Source organism: Methylomonas aurea, from assembly GCF_024505045.1.
GTDB classification, from domain to species: Bacteria; Pseudomonadota; Gammaproteobacteria; order Methylococcales; family Methylomonadaceae; genus Methylomonas; species Methylomonas aurea.
On record NZ_JANIBM010000026.1, the window covers coordinates 1 to 19,329 of the forward strand.

Sequence of the window (19,329 nt, forward strand, 5' to 3'; positions counted from 1 at the left end):
CCTCCCGAAATAGAAAAAGCCTAACGCGTTGGCAAGTGTTGGCTGCGATGGCGTAAAGATGGGGTTCAAGGGGAAAAATTCTTTAGTTGCGTTCTGGTAAAGGGATGCGCCACCACCGCCCAGTAAGACGATATCAACAGAACCCTTCTCTCGGCGGAGAGATTGTTTCATGGCTTCTAATGCGATCATCGAGATCGATTGTGCAGCCGCGGCCAAATAATCCTGGAGAATAATCTCTTGGCCCAGCAATAGCACATTACTGCTTCCGGATCTCAAAGCATCCTCAATTTTTTCAGGGGTCAATTTGCCTCCATGGTCGTCGCAAATCAATTCACTTGTCTTGTCTAGCAACACTGACATAGCTTCTAAGCTGGTTCCGGACGACGCAGAAACAATTTCACCTTCGTTCAATAGCACCCAATCCACCGAAAAATAACCTGGGTCGATCACTAATACCCGGCCATCGCTTAAACGTCTGTCTTGCGTCGTAAATAGTTGTTCGACGAAGGCGCCGGTTGGCTGCGGAACGACGTGAACCTGTTCTACAGCGACTTGCCGTTTCGGGGTAATTTGGTGAACACCTTTGAGCTGATTGGCCAATGCTTGCCGCGCTGACCTGTCTTGCCATTGTGATACTGGGAGACCTGTAACCAAGACGTCGATAACAGAACGTTCGGATGATAGTAAGGCGGCATAAAACAGCGCTTTGTAAGAGGAGGTGTTTGTATAGTCCTGATGTAGAGCACGGTTCCAATTGCTCAGTTTGCTGACACTTATGCCAGCGCCCCACGCGACGCCGTCGAGCGTGACACGTAAAGTATCGCTCGCCCGATCGATTGCTTGGGGCAAGTGTTCAACGGGTGCAGCCCCGGCGGGAAATAATTTTGTGGTTGGTGGTGCAAGTTGATCACCGAATGCGAGCTTAACGTTCGAATAACCAATATCTAAACCGAGTACAAACATGAATATAGTCCTGATTACGTAATGGAAAGGTCTGGCGACTGATGATAGACGCGCGTCGATCTTACCAAGATCGATCAAAGGAACCCGCTGGCTAAATGCATCTGAAATGCACTTTGCCAACGGGTTTAGATTTTCAAATACGCTAGCATGGCAGTTTTCAACTCAGGCAAGGAAGGTGAGGCCATGGTCGAGACGGGATCCTGTAACTTGACCGGGACGGTTGCATACCATCATTATAAAACTCCGCCCGAAGTATGCGCGTGGATATTCAAGCAGCTTGACCAGTTGCGTGAACAGGCCAGTTTAATCATCGAACAATATACGGACAACTATTCTGGTTTGGTTAGAACAATTGTGGGCGTCGATCGTTATCCATTGGGTATTAAGCTAGAGCCAATGACAAACGATAGATTCGCTGTTACATGGGGTATCGGTAAGTGGGAACAAAACAAATTCGTTCAAACGAGGAAATTCAATCTACAAAGTAATCGATTTCGTATTTATTATATAGATGATTATTTGGTCGAAGCACCCATAGAGTTAAAGAGCTTGGCGAATGAGACGGAAAATAAAATCGAGCGCATCAGAAAGCTGCAGCATTATTTGCTAAAAATTATTGCTCATATTGTTAGATATGAGTCAACCTCTTCTTATGGTAATGATGATATAACCCAGTCGATCTTAAAAGAGAGGGGGCAAGGTTCTGAAAATATATGCATGCCATTGAATCAAAGTGACAGGCAATCATGTAATGAAGTTAATAAATGGATTATCAATCAGAGAGCAATTCTTCATAAAGAGGCAGAATATTACGTGACTTATTATTGGAGCAACAATCGAAAGAGCGTCGCCTTAGAATATCCGTCAATTTCGCTTGGACTTAGGATAAAAAACAATCGCAGCAACTCGATTAGCATAGAGTGGTTTGAGGCCAAATTTGTTGGGAAAAGGGTATTCGAAAAAAAACGGTTCAAAAAGCCGCGAAACATTAATACTTATACAATTTTAGAAAAAATAATTATGTCTGAGCCGGAATGGTTTGCACAACTTGTTCGGGACACAGAAGAAGAATTGGTTCGAATCAGGAAAATGATTTGCATTCTATCCGGCATAAAAGAAACATTATTGAATTACCAAAATATTGACTGCTCGTAAGCGATAGTTGATGGCGTATTTGTGTCGATGGATGCCGTCTTTGCCGAATGTTACTCCCACACCGGTCACCCATCGACTGTCTCCGAAAAGCCCCTACGCGCCTTATTTTTACAGGTACTGTACACAGATCCGCTGTGAAGGCCGGTGAATGTTTTCTTCTCGGATTTTTTGACATCTTCAGCTCCATTGCTTTGTCCTCACGGACGAACAAAAGTGTCAGAATTTTTTACAAAACTAAGATTGTAAACATGGTTCTTTTAAGAAGATATAAATGAAATCATAAAAATAGATAATATGGTGCAGATTTTGCTGAAAGCTCCTAGGTGCCACAGCAGCCTAGGAGCTAGTTAGTTCTTGGAAAAAGATTGGCAACCGATGTGTCTATGCTACCCATTTTCCAAGCAGGGTTTAATCACGAAAAACTGTAACGCCAAGTCTGAAATAGTTTAATTTTACGACCTTATATCAATAACTAAACCAATGGATGGGATAAAGAGGAATGAAGCGTAGTTTAAAAATACAAATTTACGCAGTTTCGTTGATATTTAATTTAGTTACAAAATTAGAGTAGTGTTTTTAGTTGCTTTTCCGGATTGCAGACCAATCGGTTGCTCTGTAATGACTTGCTTTGGTAATGGTTTTTCTCCAACGGACAAATATGCGTTATTCCGCCGCTAAAAGATATTCAGGTTCGATATGCAAAACAGCTCGGCAGAGAAACATCTGTGCTTTTCAAGCGATCATACTGTTTACTTTTTACGGATTGCCCTCGTTTTGTTTTGCTGAAATATATAATATAAGTTTCAGCGATGTAACGCCGCGCGCATTTTCGGTTGTTTGGGTTTCTAGTGAAGCGGTCGATTCGGCAAAGTTGCACGTTTATGCTGACAGCCAAGGGCAATATGAGATAACCAACAATTTGACGATTTCCACCGTAAGCCCTCTAGATGCTTTGCAACGTGGAATTGTAAAAATTGACGTAAAAGGTTTGTTAGCCGATACCGACTATTTTGTGGCTGGTGAAACCTTCAGTAAATCCGGTAATAGCAGTACATTTCCAGAGGCTGATATCTATTCCCAAGTTCACACAACATTGGAAACTACCCGCATCGGTGATGATGGAAAGCCTATCGCCAACGACCTGATAAAGCAGACAGTGTTTGAGCCGGATGGAGTTTCTGCCGCACCTGGCGTTTTGGTATTTTTTTCTATACCAGGCAAGTCAAAATATCCTGTTTCGTCATTTGCCGTTCAGGAGCAAAGTTCTTCTACTGTTTTAGTTGATCTAAATAATCTCTATTCGAAATCCACGCTAAAAAGTCTCAATCTTGTTGGTGGGGAAAGTGTCGAAATCAGTCAACTCGATGGTTTATCTTGCGAGGCTAATACTCAAATTCCACTAAAGGTTCGAAGGTTGGTAAAGCAATTCGATAACCCGCCTCTGGCGAAAATTGAAGCACTGGAGTCGTGTTTCTCACCGGAAGGCAAGGGCAGCGACTTTAATTGCGATGGCAATATCGGATTTGGAGATTTCAATTTGTTTATCGGAAAATTCGGCAGCAGCAAAACTAGCCAATCGCCGAACTGTAGTTTCAATATTGATTTCGATTTAAATAACGACAAGATTGTGGATTTCGGCGATTTCAATTTATTTTTATCGGTATTTGGCAAGGTAGAGAATTCCGCTGCTCAACCTTAGTAGATTGAGGACAAGGCAAAATACATGGCTGATTTAACTCGCAGTGAATACAAAAAACTGCTGGCTCTGATCATAACAACAGGTTTCTCCAGCCTGGTTGTAGCGGACACAGCCGCAGTCAAGTCAGAAATTCTGGTAACGCCCACCACAATAAAGCCGGACGCCAATCGAGTAATACGTTTTGCGGTCGGGGTTAACAATGTACCTTTGCCCGGGCTATCCTCATTTGCCCTCGACTTGGCATTTTCTGGTCCGATAAATCTTGTTCAAACTCTACAAAATCTTCCGTCATTACCAATTCCTGCCGACAAAATTACGTGCTCTGCGTCTTTGAATCCCGGAGCGCCCAGCGAGACTATCGTCCCCAATGTGCTTACGCAGCTTCAATCCGGCTTGGGTGACTTTTTCCTCGGCGGCAAAGGCGCTGGGACCTTATTGGCGCTAAAAAATGAGTTTGGCGGTAGCAGTGCTCGATATGCCTTCGGTCTGGGAGGGGACTTGTCGACTATCTCGCCAAAGACGGGTGCTGGATCGCTCATAGAGTTTCGTTGCATGGCAGGCACGAACTTTCCCAATAATGGGCAAATCACGGTGACTCCTAAGTTAATTCCCGGTAACGCAGGCGCTCTTTTCCTGTTCGGGCAGGGGAGTCCGATTGATAGTAATCTCGTTGATGGAGTGATCCGTTTGGCGGACATAGGAAGCGCTCCCGTCGCCCACAATGATGAGCTTAACTCTCGCGTTGGCGAAACTTTGAACATAGACGTGGTGGCCAACGATACCGATACCGAAGACGGCATTCCTGCTGGGGAATTGTTGGTGAAGTCGTCTCCCGGCAACGGTAGCGTTAGCGTCATTAATCGTCAGATTCGCTATGTACCGAATACAACCTTCAAAGGCCGCGACAGTTTTACCTATGCGGTAAAAGATAGCCAAGGCCTCGAATCCAACACGGCTACGGTACAAGTCCACGTCGGTGCGATAAACAGCCCTCCGCGGGCCACTGACGATCAAGTCAGCACGCAAGAAGATTCGGCGGTGTCAGTGGCACTATTGGCTAACGATGAGGATCCTGATCAAGATGGGTTGGCTCTGGAGTCGATCGGTTCAGTCAGTAACGGTTCGCTCTCGGTCAATGGCGGGACTGTAACCTATACGCCAAAGCCGAATTATCACGGCGTTGACAGCTTCAGTTATACCGTAAACGATGGAAGAGGCGGCGTCAGTTCCGCTACGGTTCAGATCACTGTTGTCTCGGTGAACGATTTGCCTTTAGCCACGCCGGATCAAGCCAGTACCAGTGAGGATCAGCCTGTAACGGTTTCCGTGCTTGGTAACGACTCGGATGTCGACAATGACCTACTGGGCATTACGGCAGTAACTCAAGGCAGCCACGGTAGCGTAGAAATTTCCGGTGGCCAGTTGACTTATCGTCCAGACGGCGATTTCTTTGGTAACGATAGTTTCCAATATACCGTTTCGGATGGACACGGGGGAATGGCTCAAGCCAATGTTTCGGTAACGGTGACGCCGCTGAACGATGCCCCTGTCGCCGTGATCCGGGTACCTAAACACCAAGAAATCAATCAAGCGATCATCGTCGATGGAACGGAGTCGTTTGATGTCGATAAGGATGCCTTGAGTTTCCAGTGGACGTTGACACCACCGACTGGAAGTAAGGCCAAGCTGAATCTGCAGAACACGGTTTCACCATTACTGACGCCAGACCTACCGGGCGATTATCGGCTCAAGCTGGTCGTGACCGATGCCAACGGTACCAGCAACTCCGCTGAATCGTCATTTAACGCGGCAGACCCGTTGCAAGGCAATATCGCCCCTAATGCGCTTATCGCGTCATTGCCGAAACAGGTACCGGTTAACACCTTGCTCGACTTGGATGGATCGCCCAGCTTCGATCCGGATAGCTCACCCAATCCGCAACTGGGATTCGCGTGGAAAATCATAACAACCCCTTCGGGCAGCTCCTCCAAAATAAACTCCAATAATCAGGTTCAAAGTGGTTTGATTCCGGATGTGGAAGGCGAGTACACCTTGGAATTGTCGGTGTCTGACGGTGCCAAACAATCCACCTCGCAAGCAAAGTTCTACGCATCTTCCGCTAACGTCGCTCCCGTCGCCGATGCCGGAAATGACCAAGTCGTTTCCAAAGGTTCGCCGGTACTGGTTCGGGGACTGGATAGCTACGACGCTGACGATGCCGCAAATCGCTTGTCGTTTAATTGGGCATTGGTTAGAGCTCCGACAGGAAGCAATGTAGCTAATGTGCTCCAGGCTATTGCCCACAGTGGCGAGTTGAATCTTACCCCCGATTTGGTGGGCGACTACCTTTTCCGCCTGGATATTGCCGACCCCAACGGCAATGTTGACTTCGATCAAGTGCTACTGAATGTCAGATTGGCTGGCGATCTGGATTTCGACAACGATGTCGATACCAACGATTTAAACCTCTTCAAAAACTCGCCGACCGACATCAATAAGGACGGCGTGATCAACGTACTCGATTACCGCGCCGCAACGTTACTATGCACAAGGCCCAAGTGCGCAACACAGTGAGCCGGCAAGCAGCTTTCCATTTAATTTGATGACTCAGAAAAGACAGGAGATTACATGTCAAGACTTTCGATGATAACCGCGTCCGCAATAGCGCTGGCATTAACAGCTTTCAACGCCTCTGCCGCCAAACTGTCGGTAGACATGGTTCCCGGAGGCGGCGTCGATCAGAATCTTGTCATCACGGATAATCCAACCTTTAGCGTGGACATCCTGATATCGGATATCAGCGATCTGGCCGGCTTTGAATTCAATCTTGATTTTGATGGTGGGCTTATTTCCGCGGATTCCATCACCAGCGGCAATCTTTTCGGCGCCGACACCTGGCCGATAACCAGCCAAATCAATGCGAATTCGATCAGCTTTTCCGAGACCACCTTTGCGGCTGGTTTGGATATTACTTCGCCTGCGATACTGGCAACCATCAATTTTAAGGCGATCGGTCCGGGTTCCAGCAATCTGACGTTGTCGTCTGTGGTTTTGTCGGACTCGCTCGCCGCGAGTATCGCCAGCTTTGATACCCAAAATGGCAATGTTTACCTTGCTCCAGTTCCTCTGCCCCCCACATTCTTGCTCTTTGCAACCGGATGTGCCTGGATAACGGGTAAATCGCGATTACGCACTAAATCGACACCGATCCAGAGCTGATCTTCGATTGGGCTGTGCCGTCCCGTAACATCCCCGATGCCGGCGGCACAGCGTCAGGATCAGATAGCCACGCACGTTAGAACATTTGATTAACCACTAAGCCTTAAGACACAGTCTGGGGCTCATACGCATGCCGGTTTCTCCACCGAAGGAACACTCACATGGTAATGGGAAGAGTTCAGCTCACAGTTTGGATGTTTGTTGCTTTTTTGATGCTATCGATTCAGGCAACACTTGCCGCTGCCGGGAATCCACCTGCCCAGGAAATTCCGGCCCAAACCATTACCGCCAACACCACTTGGCCTAACATTGGTGTTCCTTATCACGTTGCCGGCAACATCACCGTTGCCTCCGGCGCGACCCTGACGGTTGCAGCCGGAACCGAGCTGGCTTTTGCGCCGAGTGCTGCGTTAACGGTCAACGGTAGTTTATCGGTGCAAGGCTTGGCCGAACAAAATGTCGAATTTCGTCGCGATGATCCGGCCCAGGCTTGGGGTGGAATCGTCCTCAATGCCGGATCAAGCTCCAATCTTCGCCAAGCCCGGATTCGCGGCGCAGCGACATGTGTCACCGTTAATGGCGGTACTCAGGATATCGCCAACAGTGTGATCAGCGAATGTACCGGCAATGGCGTTTATCTTTCGTCGGCAACCAATGTCATTCTTGCCAATAGCCATATTGTGCAGAATGCAACCGGGGTATATGTCGATAGCGGCAGTCCGAAGATCGAGAACAACCTAATTGTGGAGAACAGCGGTTACGGCATCTTTTCGAACAGTTCGGCGGCGCCGAAGATACGCTACAACACCATCGATTTGAACGGCGACGACGGGGTGTATTTTTATTTTCCGTCAGCGAGTCTGGTGTTCGAAAACAACATCGTGACGCGCAACAGGACCGGGCTTTATGCCTACGCCGGCAGCGACTTCACGCGCGGCTACAACAACGTCTGGGGCAACGGTACCGACCGGACCTATGGGCATAGTAGTTACACCTACATCGCGACCCCGAAAGCCAGCGAGATTTCCAGCGACCCGCAATACCAAAGCCCTTACCTGGGCGATTGGCGGTTGAACGCCGGTTCGCCCTCCAGGACCGCGTCCAGCGCGGGCGGCGAGATCGGTGCCTACGGCAATGGCGGCAACGTCGCGGTTTACAATCCCGGCTATAGCACGACGCCGACCACGAGCGGCATTTTGACGCAGAACGAGCGCTGGAGCGGCGACGTGGTATTGACCGGCGACGTGACGGTGAATTGGCCGTGGCGGCTGGTGATCGAACCGGGCACGCGGATCAAGCTGCCGGCCAATGCCAGTTTGACGGTCAACAGTCTGGCCAGCTTGGTGGGCACGGCGGAGTCGCCGATCATTTTCGAGCCCTCGGCAGGCGGGCGCTGGAGCGGCTTGACGATTGGCAACGATGCGGCGGCGAGCGTGGTGCGGCATGTACAGATCACCGGCGCCAACACCTGTTTGAGCCTATCCGGCACCGCCCACGAAATCAACCACAACATCTTCAACGGTTGCGGCAGCGGGATCATGGTGAACTCGGGAGGTCCCCGCATCGAGAACAACCTGATTGTGGAGAACAGCGGTTACGGCATCTTTTCGAACAGTTCGGCGGCGCCGAAGATACGCTACAACACCATCGATTTGAACGGCGACGACGGGGTGTATTTTCATTTTCCGTCAGCGAGTCTGGTGTTCGAAAACAACATCGTGACGCGCAACAGGACCGGGCTTTATGCCTATGCCGGCAGCGACTTCACGCGCGGCTACAACAACGTCTGGGGCAACGGTACCGACCGGACCTATGGGCATAGTAGTTACACCTACATCGCGACCCCGAAAGCCAGCGAGATTTCCAGCGACCCGCAATACCTTGATCCGTACCTAGGCGACCGCCGCCTGACGGCGAGTTCACCATCGAAAACTGCCTCTGCGACCGGTGGCGAGCTTGGCGCCTATGGCAATGGCGGCGAAGCCCCGGTCTTTGATCCGGTCTACAGCACCACGCCGACTACCAGCGGCAGCCTGACACAAAACGAACGCTGGAGCGGCGAGGTGGTGTTGACCGGCAGCGTTACCGTGGCGCGGCCGTGGCGCTTGGACATCGAGCCCGGCACGGTCATCAAAGTGCCGGCCAACGCCAGCCTGACCGTCGATAGCGTCTCCAGCATCGTCGGTACCGCGCAGCAGCCGATTGTGTTCGAAGCATTATTTGCCGGTAGCCAGTGGAACGGAATCGTCCTAAGTGCGAGTGCCTCCGGCAGCGCGATCAAACACGCGCGAATGAGCGGTGCAAGCACGTGTATTTCCGTGTACGGCCCAGTGCACGAAATCAGCCGCAATCTGATTAGCGGCTGCGCTAACGGTGTAATGGTTTACGACGGTTCGCCACGCATCGAGAACAACCTGATTGTGGATAACAGCGGTTACGGCATCTATTCGAACAGTTCTGCGGCACCGAGGATACGCTACAACACCATTGATCTGAACGGCGACGACGGGGTGTATTTTTATTTTCCGTCAGCGAGTCTGGTGTTCGAAAACAACATTGTGACGCGCAACAGGACGGGGCTATATGCGTATGCCGGCAGCGACTTCACGCGCGGCTACAACAACGTCTGGGGCAATGGTACCGACCGGACCTATGGGCACGGCAGTTACACCTACATAGCCACCCCGAAAACCACCGAACAATCGATTGACCCGCAATATTCCGATAACGACCGGCACCTTGCCGCAAATTCACCCTCCAAAGCCGCCAGCAGTGACGGCACCGAACTCGGCGCATACGGCGGCAGGATGATATTGCCGATGCCGTCGGTGACGCCGGTGGCTTCGCCCACCGCCGAAACGGAAATTACCCTATCCGGGCTGAAATCGGCTGCAACCGGCATCGCTGTTAATGGTGTGGTCGTGGTGGCGCCCGATGCCCAGACCGCTTGGTCAGTACCGGTTCCCCTGGTTTCTGGCATCAATTTACTGACCCTTTATGCGGTGGACGAGCAAGGCCACCGCAGTGATAGCGTGATGCTAAGAGTCGTTCGCGATACATCGGCGCCGACCATCTCCGGCAGCACGCCGGCCAACGGTGCGCGAGTGACCGGTCCTTTGTCCGAAGTCCGCATCCGCCTGTCTGATAGTCAAGGTGCTATCGATTACACTCAGGCATTGGCTTCTGCCCGAGTGGCCGGCCAGGCCCAAGGCTTAATCGGCGGCCAATGGAGCCGTTCCGGCAACGAATTGATATTTACTGCCAATTCGCCCTTAGCCAAGGATGTCTATAGCGTCAGTACCTTGGTCAAGGACGGACTGGGCAATAGCGGCTTAGTGTCGACAATTTTTACAGTGATCGATGGCGCCGACTTGCCGCAATCGGCGCCGGTGATTTCGAATATCCGCTTCAACAATCAACCGTTAACCAGCGGAGCGTCCTTGGGCAAGCCCGGAACCCTGGCTATCAACGCAGACGACAACAACGGGATCGGCCGGGTCGAATTCAGCGTCGACGGCCAGTTGTTTGCGACGGACAGCATCGGCTCCAATAGTTTCTCGGCGTTTTGGGACATCGCCAGCTTCAGCGACGGCGCCCATGTCTTGCAAATCGACGCCTACGATACCTTGGGTAACAAAGCCACAACCACCGTCAATCTCACTATCGCATTGAGTGCGCCTGCCGCACCCACAATCGCGGCCCCGACCAATGGTTTGTTGACCAACCAGTTGCAGACCACGGTTAGCGGCGTTGCCGAAAAAGGCAGCCAGATCGTGCTGTTCGGTAATGGTGTGCAAATTGCCGGGCCGCTGGCACTGGATAGCAATAACCGCTTTCTAGGTTCGATAGCGTTGCAACTCGGTAGCAATTCGCTGCAGGCGGCCGCTGAAAACCGAGGCGGGCGCAGTGCTTTGAGCAATGCAGTGTTAGTGACTGTGGATGCGTCGATACCGCCCACACCGGCCGGTCTGACAGCCGTCAGTCGCGAATCGGGCGTGATCCGGCTGAACTGGAACGCAGTTCAGGCCAACGGCGTGGCTGGGTACGCTTTGTACCGTTCCGCAAGCCCCTTCGAATCGATTGCACAAGCCACACGAGTCAATAATCAGCTATTGATGGCGACCAGCTTCGACGATTTTCCCGGCATCGACGGGCAGTATTATTACCGTTTGGTTGTGGTGAACAATGCCGGCACCGCAAGTGCGGTATCGAATCAGGCGAATGCTTCAGCCGATGCCACTCCGCCGCGTGCGACCGCGATCAGCTATACCCCGTCAGGAGCCTTCGATGCCAATTCTGGGCGCATGGGGCTCGGTCGGGTTGCCGTGGATGTCGATGTCAGCGAGACACTGTCGGAAAAACCGTTCCTGACCTTGACCCCGGACGGTGGTGCGCCGGTTGCCGTGGAACTGGCCAAATTAAGCGATACCCGTTACCACGGCGTCTTCGATATCAGCGATGAGACTTTGACAGGTACCGCCTATGCCGTGTTTTCCGCCCGCGACCGTTACGGTAATCGCGGAACCGAAATCGATGCCGGTGCGACGATCCAGATCGATACCGACGGTCCCAAAGTGGTCCGCTTGAATGTGTTGCCGGGCGATCCGATTAAAAACGATCCGCAACCGGCAGCTTTGCAAGTCGAATTGGAACTGGATGCCGAATTGGCCCACAACGCAACGCCCGAGTTGACCTACCAGCTTTCCGGGCCGGCCAGGACTGAACAAAAGGCTGCCCTGACTCGGCAATCGGCCAAGGTCTGGACCGCCAGTTTCACATTGCCCGCCGATGCCGGCTTGGCCGAAATCGAAACCTTAACCCTCTCGCTTCAGGCCGAAGACGATCTCGGCAACCCCAGTCAGCCGATTGTCGGCGGCAATCGCTTTCAGGTCTATCAAGGCCAATTGCAACCTTTGGATCCGCCGTCCGGATTATCCGGCCAAGGTTTGGCGGGTGGCCGGGTAAAATTGCAGTGGTTACCGGTGAACGGAGCGGTCGATTACCAACTATTCCGGGCTGCGCCCGGCGAAAACGAACTGACGCCGTATCGGCGTACCGGTTCGATGACTGAATGGACCGACCAGACCAGTGTCGATGGCGCTCACCGTTACGCAATTGCATCGGTGCGCAGCGCCAATGCCCAGGAAGCGGTCAGCGGTTACGGCGAGATCGTAGAGGTCAACGCGGATGCCACGCCGCCGACACCGCCAACCGGGCTGGCGTTGGTCTTGACCGGCTCGGGTATCCGCGCCGATTGGCAGGCGCCCGCGAACGAACAGGGTTTGAGTTACCGCTATTACCGCAGCGCCGCTGCGATTCAGTCGGTGGCGAATTTGACGGCCATCCACAGCGATATAAGCAAATTGTTTGCTTTGGATCAATCGCCGTCGCCCGCAGACCACTATTACAGCGTTACCGCAGTCGATGCCGCGGGTAACGAATCGTTGCCGGCCGCTTCGCAATATCTGAACTTCACCTTGTTGCCGGTCAGCGAGTTAGTGGTCGCGCAGACCGATCAAAGCCTGCCTGAATTGAACTGGCAAACCAGCGGAGGCGATAACGGCTTTAACGTTTACCTGCGCGACAACGGATTGTGGTTGAAGTTGAATCAAAATCCGTTGAATGCGCCGACGTATACCGATACCGGTTATGCGGAAACCCAGCGGCACTATGCAGTAGCCCAAGTCGATGCCAATGGCGCGGAAGGTCCGCGCCGCGAAGTTTTGTTGCCTAAAGTGAGCGTGACGGCGCCAACCGGCGGTCTGGCGCGAGGACTGATGAATCGCCTGGATTACACCGTCACCAATGGCAGTGACCGGCCGTTGTCCGTTTTGCGCGTCAATGCGCAAATCGGCGCTTACCATTACAGTTCCGAAGGCCTGACATTGGCGGCCGGCGAGTCGCGCGTGATTCCGGTCATTTTCGCCGGCCATGCCGATCTGGCCGATACCGCCGATTTGACCAGTACCGTCGAAGTGGCAGCCGAAACCGGGGAAGTTTCGCGGATTATCAGTAACTCCAAAATATCGGTAGGCGAAGGCGCACTGGTCGCAAACTTGCTGAGTGCGGATTTTGTCCGTGGTGCCAATGGCCAAGTTCGCTTCAGTTTGTTCAACAGCAGCTCCGCCGAAATCGAAATTGTCACGGCATTGGGCCGCGGCGGTGCCGATTCCGACGAAATTCGCTTCCAGTTACGCGACCAGGACGGCAATGTCCTGGCCACTCGCGCATTCCGCCAGTCGTTGGATGCAAAAGCCGTCACCTTGCCGGATGGTAGAACCGTAATCCGTATCCCGCCCGGCGAGACCTTCGTTTCCGAACCCGTCACCATTTCAGTTCCGCTGGCGGCGCCGGACAACGTCTACCTTTATGGCGAAATAGACCACTTTTACTACCATCTGGGCCGGAGCGGCGAGGCCGCGATCGCGGGTAACAAGACGCAGCGTCCGCTGAAATTGGTGGATGTTGCCTACCGTGGCGAGATTAGTTCGATCAGCCCGGCGCATTCGTTCGGCAATGAAGATGTCGTGATCAGCGGCCGTGCGATGGACAATGGCAGCAACCAGGCTTTGGCTTGGGCGCCGCTGAAGTTGGTCATCAGCGTCAACGGATTCGAGCGGGTGGTTGATGTGGTGAGCGACCGGCTTGGCCAGTTTAGTTACCGCTTCAAACCGCTGCCGGGAGAATCCGGCCGCTACCAAGTGGCAGCGATTCATCCGGATTTGCAGGACCGTCCGCTCCAGAGCGAATTCAGCATTGGCCGGGTTTTAACCGACTTGTCGCAAATCAAACTGACCAGTCCGCGCAATGTCGATCAAAATATCCCGTTGCGACTGAGCGCAGGCAGCGGGGCGGCGGCGACCGGGGTCAGAGTGGCGTTCGAAGCGGCCGACCAACCGCTCGGCGCACTGCCGGCCGGTATTCAATTGAGCCTGCCGCCGGCGGTCGACCTGGCGCCCGGAGACACCGTACCGGTAACGGTTAATTTCCGCGCGGATGGCACGGCTCCAGCCAGCGGCGTAGTGGTGTTGTCGATCAAGAGTCACGAAGCCGGCAGCCAAACATTGGCCAAGGTCCGCGTCGATTACACGCTCAGCGAAGCCAAGCCGGTATTGGCGTTTAGCCCCGGTTATCTGGAAACCGGCGTGGCGCGTGGCGCCTCGGCGACGGAAACCCTGACGCTGGACAATCGAGGTCTGGCCGATTTACACGACTTGCGCTTGGATTTAATGACGCCAAGCGGCAATCCGGCACCGTCCTGGGTGTCCCTGGTGTCGCCGGCTCGCATCGATACTTTGGCCGTTGGCCAGACGACAGCGGTTACCTTGGCCTTCTCGCCCAATCAAGCGGTAGCCGAAGGCTTGCAGGAGTTCCGTCTGCGCTTGTCCAGCGCCGATACCGATCCGGTCGATGTAAATGTCTATGCCGCAGTCACCCAGTCCGGTATCGGCCAGGTCAAATTCCATCTATCGAATATCTATACCGCAACACTGGATCGTAACGGCGTCGCGATTCCCGGCCTGGCGGGCGCGCAGATTCGCCTGCAAAACGAGGCGGTTACCTCGATCGACCGCACCCAGACCAGCGATCAAGCCGGCGAATCCTTGTTTACCGACTTGCCGGCGGGCCGTTACAAATTTAAAGCCACGGCCGCCAACCACCAGGAAGTCATAGGCCGTTTGACCGTCAAACCCGGTCTGACTCAGGTTCAGGAAGTGTTCCTGGATTACGATTTGGTCAGCGTGGAATGGAGCGTCACCGAGGTGCCGCTGCAGGACCGCTACGAGATCACGCTAAATGCCACCTACGAAACCGACGTGCCGGCGCCGGTAGTGGTAATGGAGCCTGCGTCGATCAATATTCCGGATATGAATCCGGGCGAAGTACATTACGGTGAGCTGACTTTAACAAATTATGGGCTAATTCGTGCGGAGGAGTTGAACTTCCAGGTACCGTCTGGCGATAACGGGTTTCGAATAGAGCTAATGGGCGCATTACCGACTACGTTGGAAGCCAAAGAAAGGGTAACGGTACCTTATAGAATTGTGGCTCTTAATAAAATACGAGCTTTTCCAAATGATCCAAATGATCCAAGTGATCCAAGTGATCCAGGAAACGAGAGGCCAAGCACCAATCACTGTATTGTTAAGGGATATGAAGTCAGGGTGTCGTACATTTATAAGTGTATTAACGGTCAGATACGTTCATCTGCTGTTTACCACTACATTTATTATGCGCGTGGTAAATGCAGTAAACCGACTTTGTATGGCGGAATTGGTAAAAGCGGGCCTGGCACTGCCGGAGGCTTGAGAGTGCCCGCAGGTGGAGGCTATGGCAGCAGTTCTGGCGGAACAATAAGTATTGGTGGCGGCTCGGGAGGTTCAGGAACTCAGCCTTCTTATAGACCACCAGCAAATCCACTAAACCCGGATGACTGTATACCCGCTGCTAATCCAGATGAGCCACAAAAGCCGTGTCCGCGAGGGTTAAAGCCTCGTGGTGGCCTAAAGAACATTCCGACAGGTAGTTCAGTGCACGGTGTTCTGCGGGAATATCAAGATTTTGTCGAAGATTTAAAAATTAAGTCTCTTGACGGATATGTTTCAGTTGAACGCCGTTTCTATGACAATAAATGGCATTGGGAGCACGAACGAACTCGCCTTAAATTGACTAAAGATGTCTACACAGGGCTCATAGTGTCTATTGATAGGGGCAGCGTTATTTACAAGCCCGCTATATTTGGCTCGGAAGCAGTTTTCCGTAATCATAAATATCGTATTGTAAAAAGCGAGACTGGTTTTACATGGGAAGACACTGACGGCAATTGGGAACAATACGATGCTATTGGCCGAATACAAGCGCGTGGTAGTAAAGCTTCTCAATCATGGAAATTGACCTACAACGATTCGGAAACCAAGCATCCATCTGGTCTAACAGACCGCAACAGTAACCAAATTTTATGGTTTGAATATAATACTGACGGACTTCTATTGAGTGTGACCGATAAAGCCGGCCGCAAAGTCCAATACCGTTATAACGGCGATCTGCTTACCAAAGTGATTGACCCAACCGGTGCAGAATTAGCTTACGAATACGACGACAAAAATCGCTTGGTGAGTAAAGTCGATGCCTTGGGCAGAGCCGTGCAAATTGGCTACCACCGCAACGGCGACGTGGCGTCGGTTGTCGATGACGAAGGTCGGGCTACCTATTTCGAGTTCGGTTACGACAAAGCCGTCAAGGAACGCTATGCCCAAATCAAAACTGCGGCCGGAAAGATTACTGAAATCTGGTACAGTGACGACGGCGACGTGTTGCGCTCAGCGGTTAACGGTCGGCGCGTTAAAACCGAGGAAACCGACGGCCGCACAGACATCAGCACCGACGAAAAAGGTAACGTCATCCGGATTACCCGCGACGAATGGGACAAAATTACTCGTATCGTCTATCCAGACGACAGCGAAGCCAAGTTCGAGTACGAAAATGTATATCATCAAATCAAGCGCCAGATCGATCAGCGCGGTAACGTCACAGAATACAGCTACGACGCCAAAGGCAATCTAATCCGCCGGGTCGAAGCCAAGGGTACACCCGCCGAACGGGTAACGATTTATGCCTACGACGCGGATAGTCATTTGAACGAAATGACTTTGCTCGGCGACGACGACACCTCTAGTGCAACCACTCGTTTTAGTTTCGAAGCCGATGGAAATCTGGCAAGTTTGACAGATCCAGAAGGCAATAGAACCCAGTTCCTGGCTTACGACCCGTCCGGCAACCCGATAAAAGTAAAAGATGCCCGTGGCAACGAATGGAACTTAACTTACGATGCCAAAGGCCGCTTGATCGGTAGAACAGACCCGGAAGGCAATATAACTGTCTTTGAGTTCGATGGAAACGGCAATCGGGTAGCCACCGTTGATGCAAATAGTCAGCGCCGCGAGTTCGCTTACAATCAGCGCAAACAAGTCGTGCGCGTCACCGATCCGCTGGGTCATGCAAAAACTGTTTCCTATAACAGCGATGGTCTGCCAGTACTGGTGACCGACGAAATCGGTAGTCTTCTGGTCAATGACTTTGACAACGAACAGCGCTTGTTGGCAACCAAGGTCGGCCCGGAAAATAACGGCTATCAAATCCGCTATCAATACGACGACACTGGTACGGTATTTGCCGACTCATCCAAACCGGTACAAATCGACTATCCAACATACAGCACCCGCCTGTATTACGACCGACTGCAACGCGTGGTTCGTAACACCGATCAATTGGATGCCGATACTCAACAAAGCGTCAGCCGCGAATACGACGCCAGCGGTAACGTAACTGCGGAAACCGATCAAGAAGGCCGCACCACCTACCATGAATACGATGCGTTAAACCGCTTGCGGCAAACCACCGATCCGGCCGGCGGCGTAACCCGGTTTGCCTACAACGATTTGGGCAAGCTGATTGCGTTGACCGATCCTAACGGCGGCGTGACCCGCTTCGAGCATGACCGTAACGGTAGAGTCACCGCCGAAATCCGGCCGATGGGCGAAACCACGCACTACCAATACGATGCAGCCGGTAACCGCATCGCGCTGCTGGATGCCAAAGGCCAGGCGATTCGTTATCAATACAGTCCCGCCAACCGCTTGCTGAGCGAGCAGCACTTTGCCGACAGCCAGAGTCAGACGCCGGTCAAAACCATTCATTACAGCTACGACAAGCTCGGTCGACTCACCGGTTACGACGACGGCACCACCTCGGCCACCTACAGCTACGATGCCTTGGGGCGCTTGACCTCCACCGCCACCGATTACGGCAGCTTTACGCTGACCACGGCCTACAGCTACTACGCCAACGGCCAGAAGGAAAGTTTCACCGGGCCGGACGGCGTCACCTACCGCTACCTGTACGATGCGGCCAACCGTTTGATCGCACTGGAACTGCCGGACGGCAAGCGGGTGACCTACAACGGTTACACCTGGAACAGCCCGAACCGGGTCACCTTGCCCGGCGGCGTCACTACCGATTACACCTACGACGCCTTGCAGCGGGTGAACCAAATTCACAGCAAGGACCCGCTGCAAAATACCTTACTGAATTACCGCTACCAGCGTTCGGCTGGCGGCAATATTACCGGCAAACTGACCGAGCACGGCGACTATGCCTATCAATACGATGTCTTGGATCGTTTGTCCGGCGTGGACAACCCGACCCTGACCGACGAAGCCTATACCTACGATGCATTGGGTAACCGTAAAACCGCGGCCAATACCGTCGGTGAATGGCAGTACGATGCCAACAACCGCTTGTTGTCTTATCCGGGCAATAACTTTGCCTACGATGCCAACGGCAATCTGCAAACCAAAACCGCGCTGGGTAGCCAGCGCGTCTATCGGCACGATATTGCCAACCGCCTGACTCGCGTCGAACGGACCGACGGCTCGGCGGTAGCCGAGTATTACTACGATCCGTTCGGTCGGCGTTTGTGGAAAGATGTGGCTGGGGTGCGCACGCACTTTGCTTATGCCGAAGAAGGTTTGGTTGGTGAATTTGATGGGCAGGGCGGATTGATTAAGTCTTATGGCTATCAGCCGGATTCGCTGTGGAGCACTGGCCCTTTATTCCAGTGGGTGAATGGCCAGTATTACTGGTATCAGCACGACCATTTGATGACGCCGCAGAAAATGGTCGACAGTAATGGTTTGGTGGTCTGGAGCGCCCGGCAGGAAGCGTTCGGCAATATGCACGTTTCGCTGGCTGCGGTGGAGAATAATTTGCGGTTTCCAGGGCAGTATTATGATCAAGAAACAACCCTATTTTATAACCTACAGCGTTATTATGATGCAAAACTAAGTCGATATATTTCGGAAGATTCTGACAGAAAAGCTATTCAAGCCAATTTGTATCAATATTCGTTTGTAAATCCAATAAAATACTACGACCCCACAGGGGAGTTTGTGCCTCTTGTACTTGGAGTGTTAGGCCGAGGGGCTTTGATTTTAGGAAAAGACTATTTAGAAGATGCAGGTAAGTGTTATTTAAAATGTAAAACTTTTAATTATGTAGCTGATGTGTTTAATTCGTCGTGCAATAAAGGTGATTGTTTACCAGATTGTTTTTTACAGCCATTTAATGATCCTTTGGGGTATTTCCTCCCGAAATATTTACCTAAATTTCTGCCGCCGCCAATATTGGAAGGATATGAAGAGTTTGATAAAGCAAGAGAGTTAGGGCTGGAAGCAGGTGAGTATTTGTTATTACCTTTCATTTAACACGTAAGGCATTTGTCCAAACGCTGAAAG

The 19,329-nt window shown here is 52.2% G+C and carries 6 protein-coding genes; 5 read left to right on the plus strand and 1 reads right to left on the minus strand.

Annotated features, from left to right (window positions below):
- The coding region (locus NP603_RS15940) for a ParM/StbA family protein (RefSeq protein WP_256611943.1) at window positions 1-963 on the minus strand (963 nt) is incomplete at its 3' end.
- A gap of 147 nt (window positions 964-1,110) precedes the next feature.
- Here NP603_RS15940 and mobI point away from each other — a divergent pair.
- The 5 genes from mobI (at window position 1,111) to NP603_RS15965 (ending at window position 19,299) form a co-directional block, all read left to right on the plus strand.
- Window positions 1,111-2,118 carry a conjugative transfer protein MobI(A/C) gene (mobI, locus tag NP603_RS15945; RefSeq protein WP_140911939.1) on the plus strand — a complete coding sequence of 336 codons (1,008 nt, stop codon included), beginning with the start codon at window positions 1,111-1,113 and terminating at the stop codon, window positions 2,116-2,118.
- A 658-nt stretch (window positions 2,119-2,776) separates the two neighbouring features.
- Window positions 2,777-3,817, plus strand: a complete 1,041-nt coding sequence (locus NP603_RS15950) for a hypothetical protein (RefSeq protein WP_256611944.1) — start codon at window positions 2,777-2,779, stop codon at window positions 3,815-3,817.
- Between the two features lie 24 nt (window positions 3,818-3,841).
- Window positions 3,842-6,391: an Ig-like domain-containing protein gene (locus tag NP603_RS15955; protein WP_256611945.1), complete on the plus strand. Its 2,550-nt coding sequence runs from the start codon at window positions 3,842-3,844 to the stop codon at window positions 6,389-6,391.
- A 54-nt stretch (window positions 6,392-6,445) separates the two neighbouring features.
- The gene (locus NP603_RS15960; protein ID WP_256611946.1) at window positions 6,446-7,036 is read left to right on the plus strand and encodes a cohesin domain-containing protein; all 591 of its coding nucleotides are present in this window, start codon (window positions 6,446-6,448) and stop codon (window positions 7,034-7,036) included.
- Between the two features lie 194 nt (window positions 7,037-7,230).
- The gene (locus NP603_RS15965) at window positions 7,231-19,299 is read left to right on the plus strand and encodes a right-handed parallel beta-helix repeat-containing protein (RefSeq protein ID WP_256611947.1); all 12,069 of its coding nucleotides are present in this window, start codon (window positions 7,231-7,233) and stop codon (window positions 19,297-19,299) included.
- Window positions 19,300-19,329 lie beyond the last annotated feature (30 nt).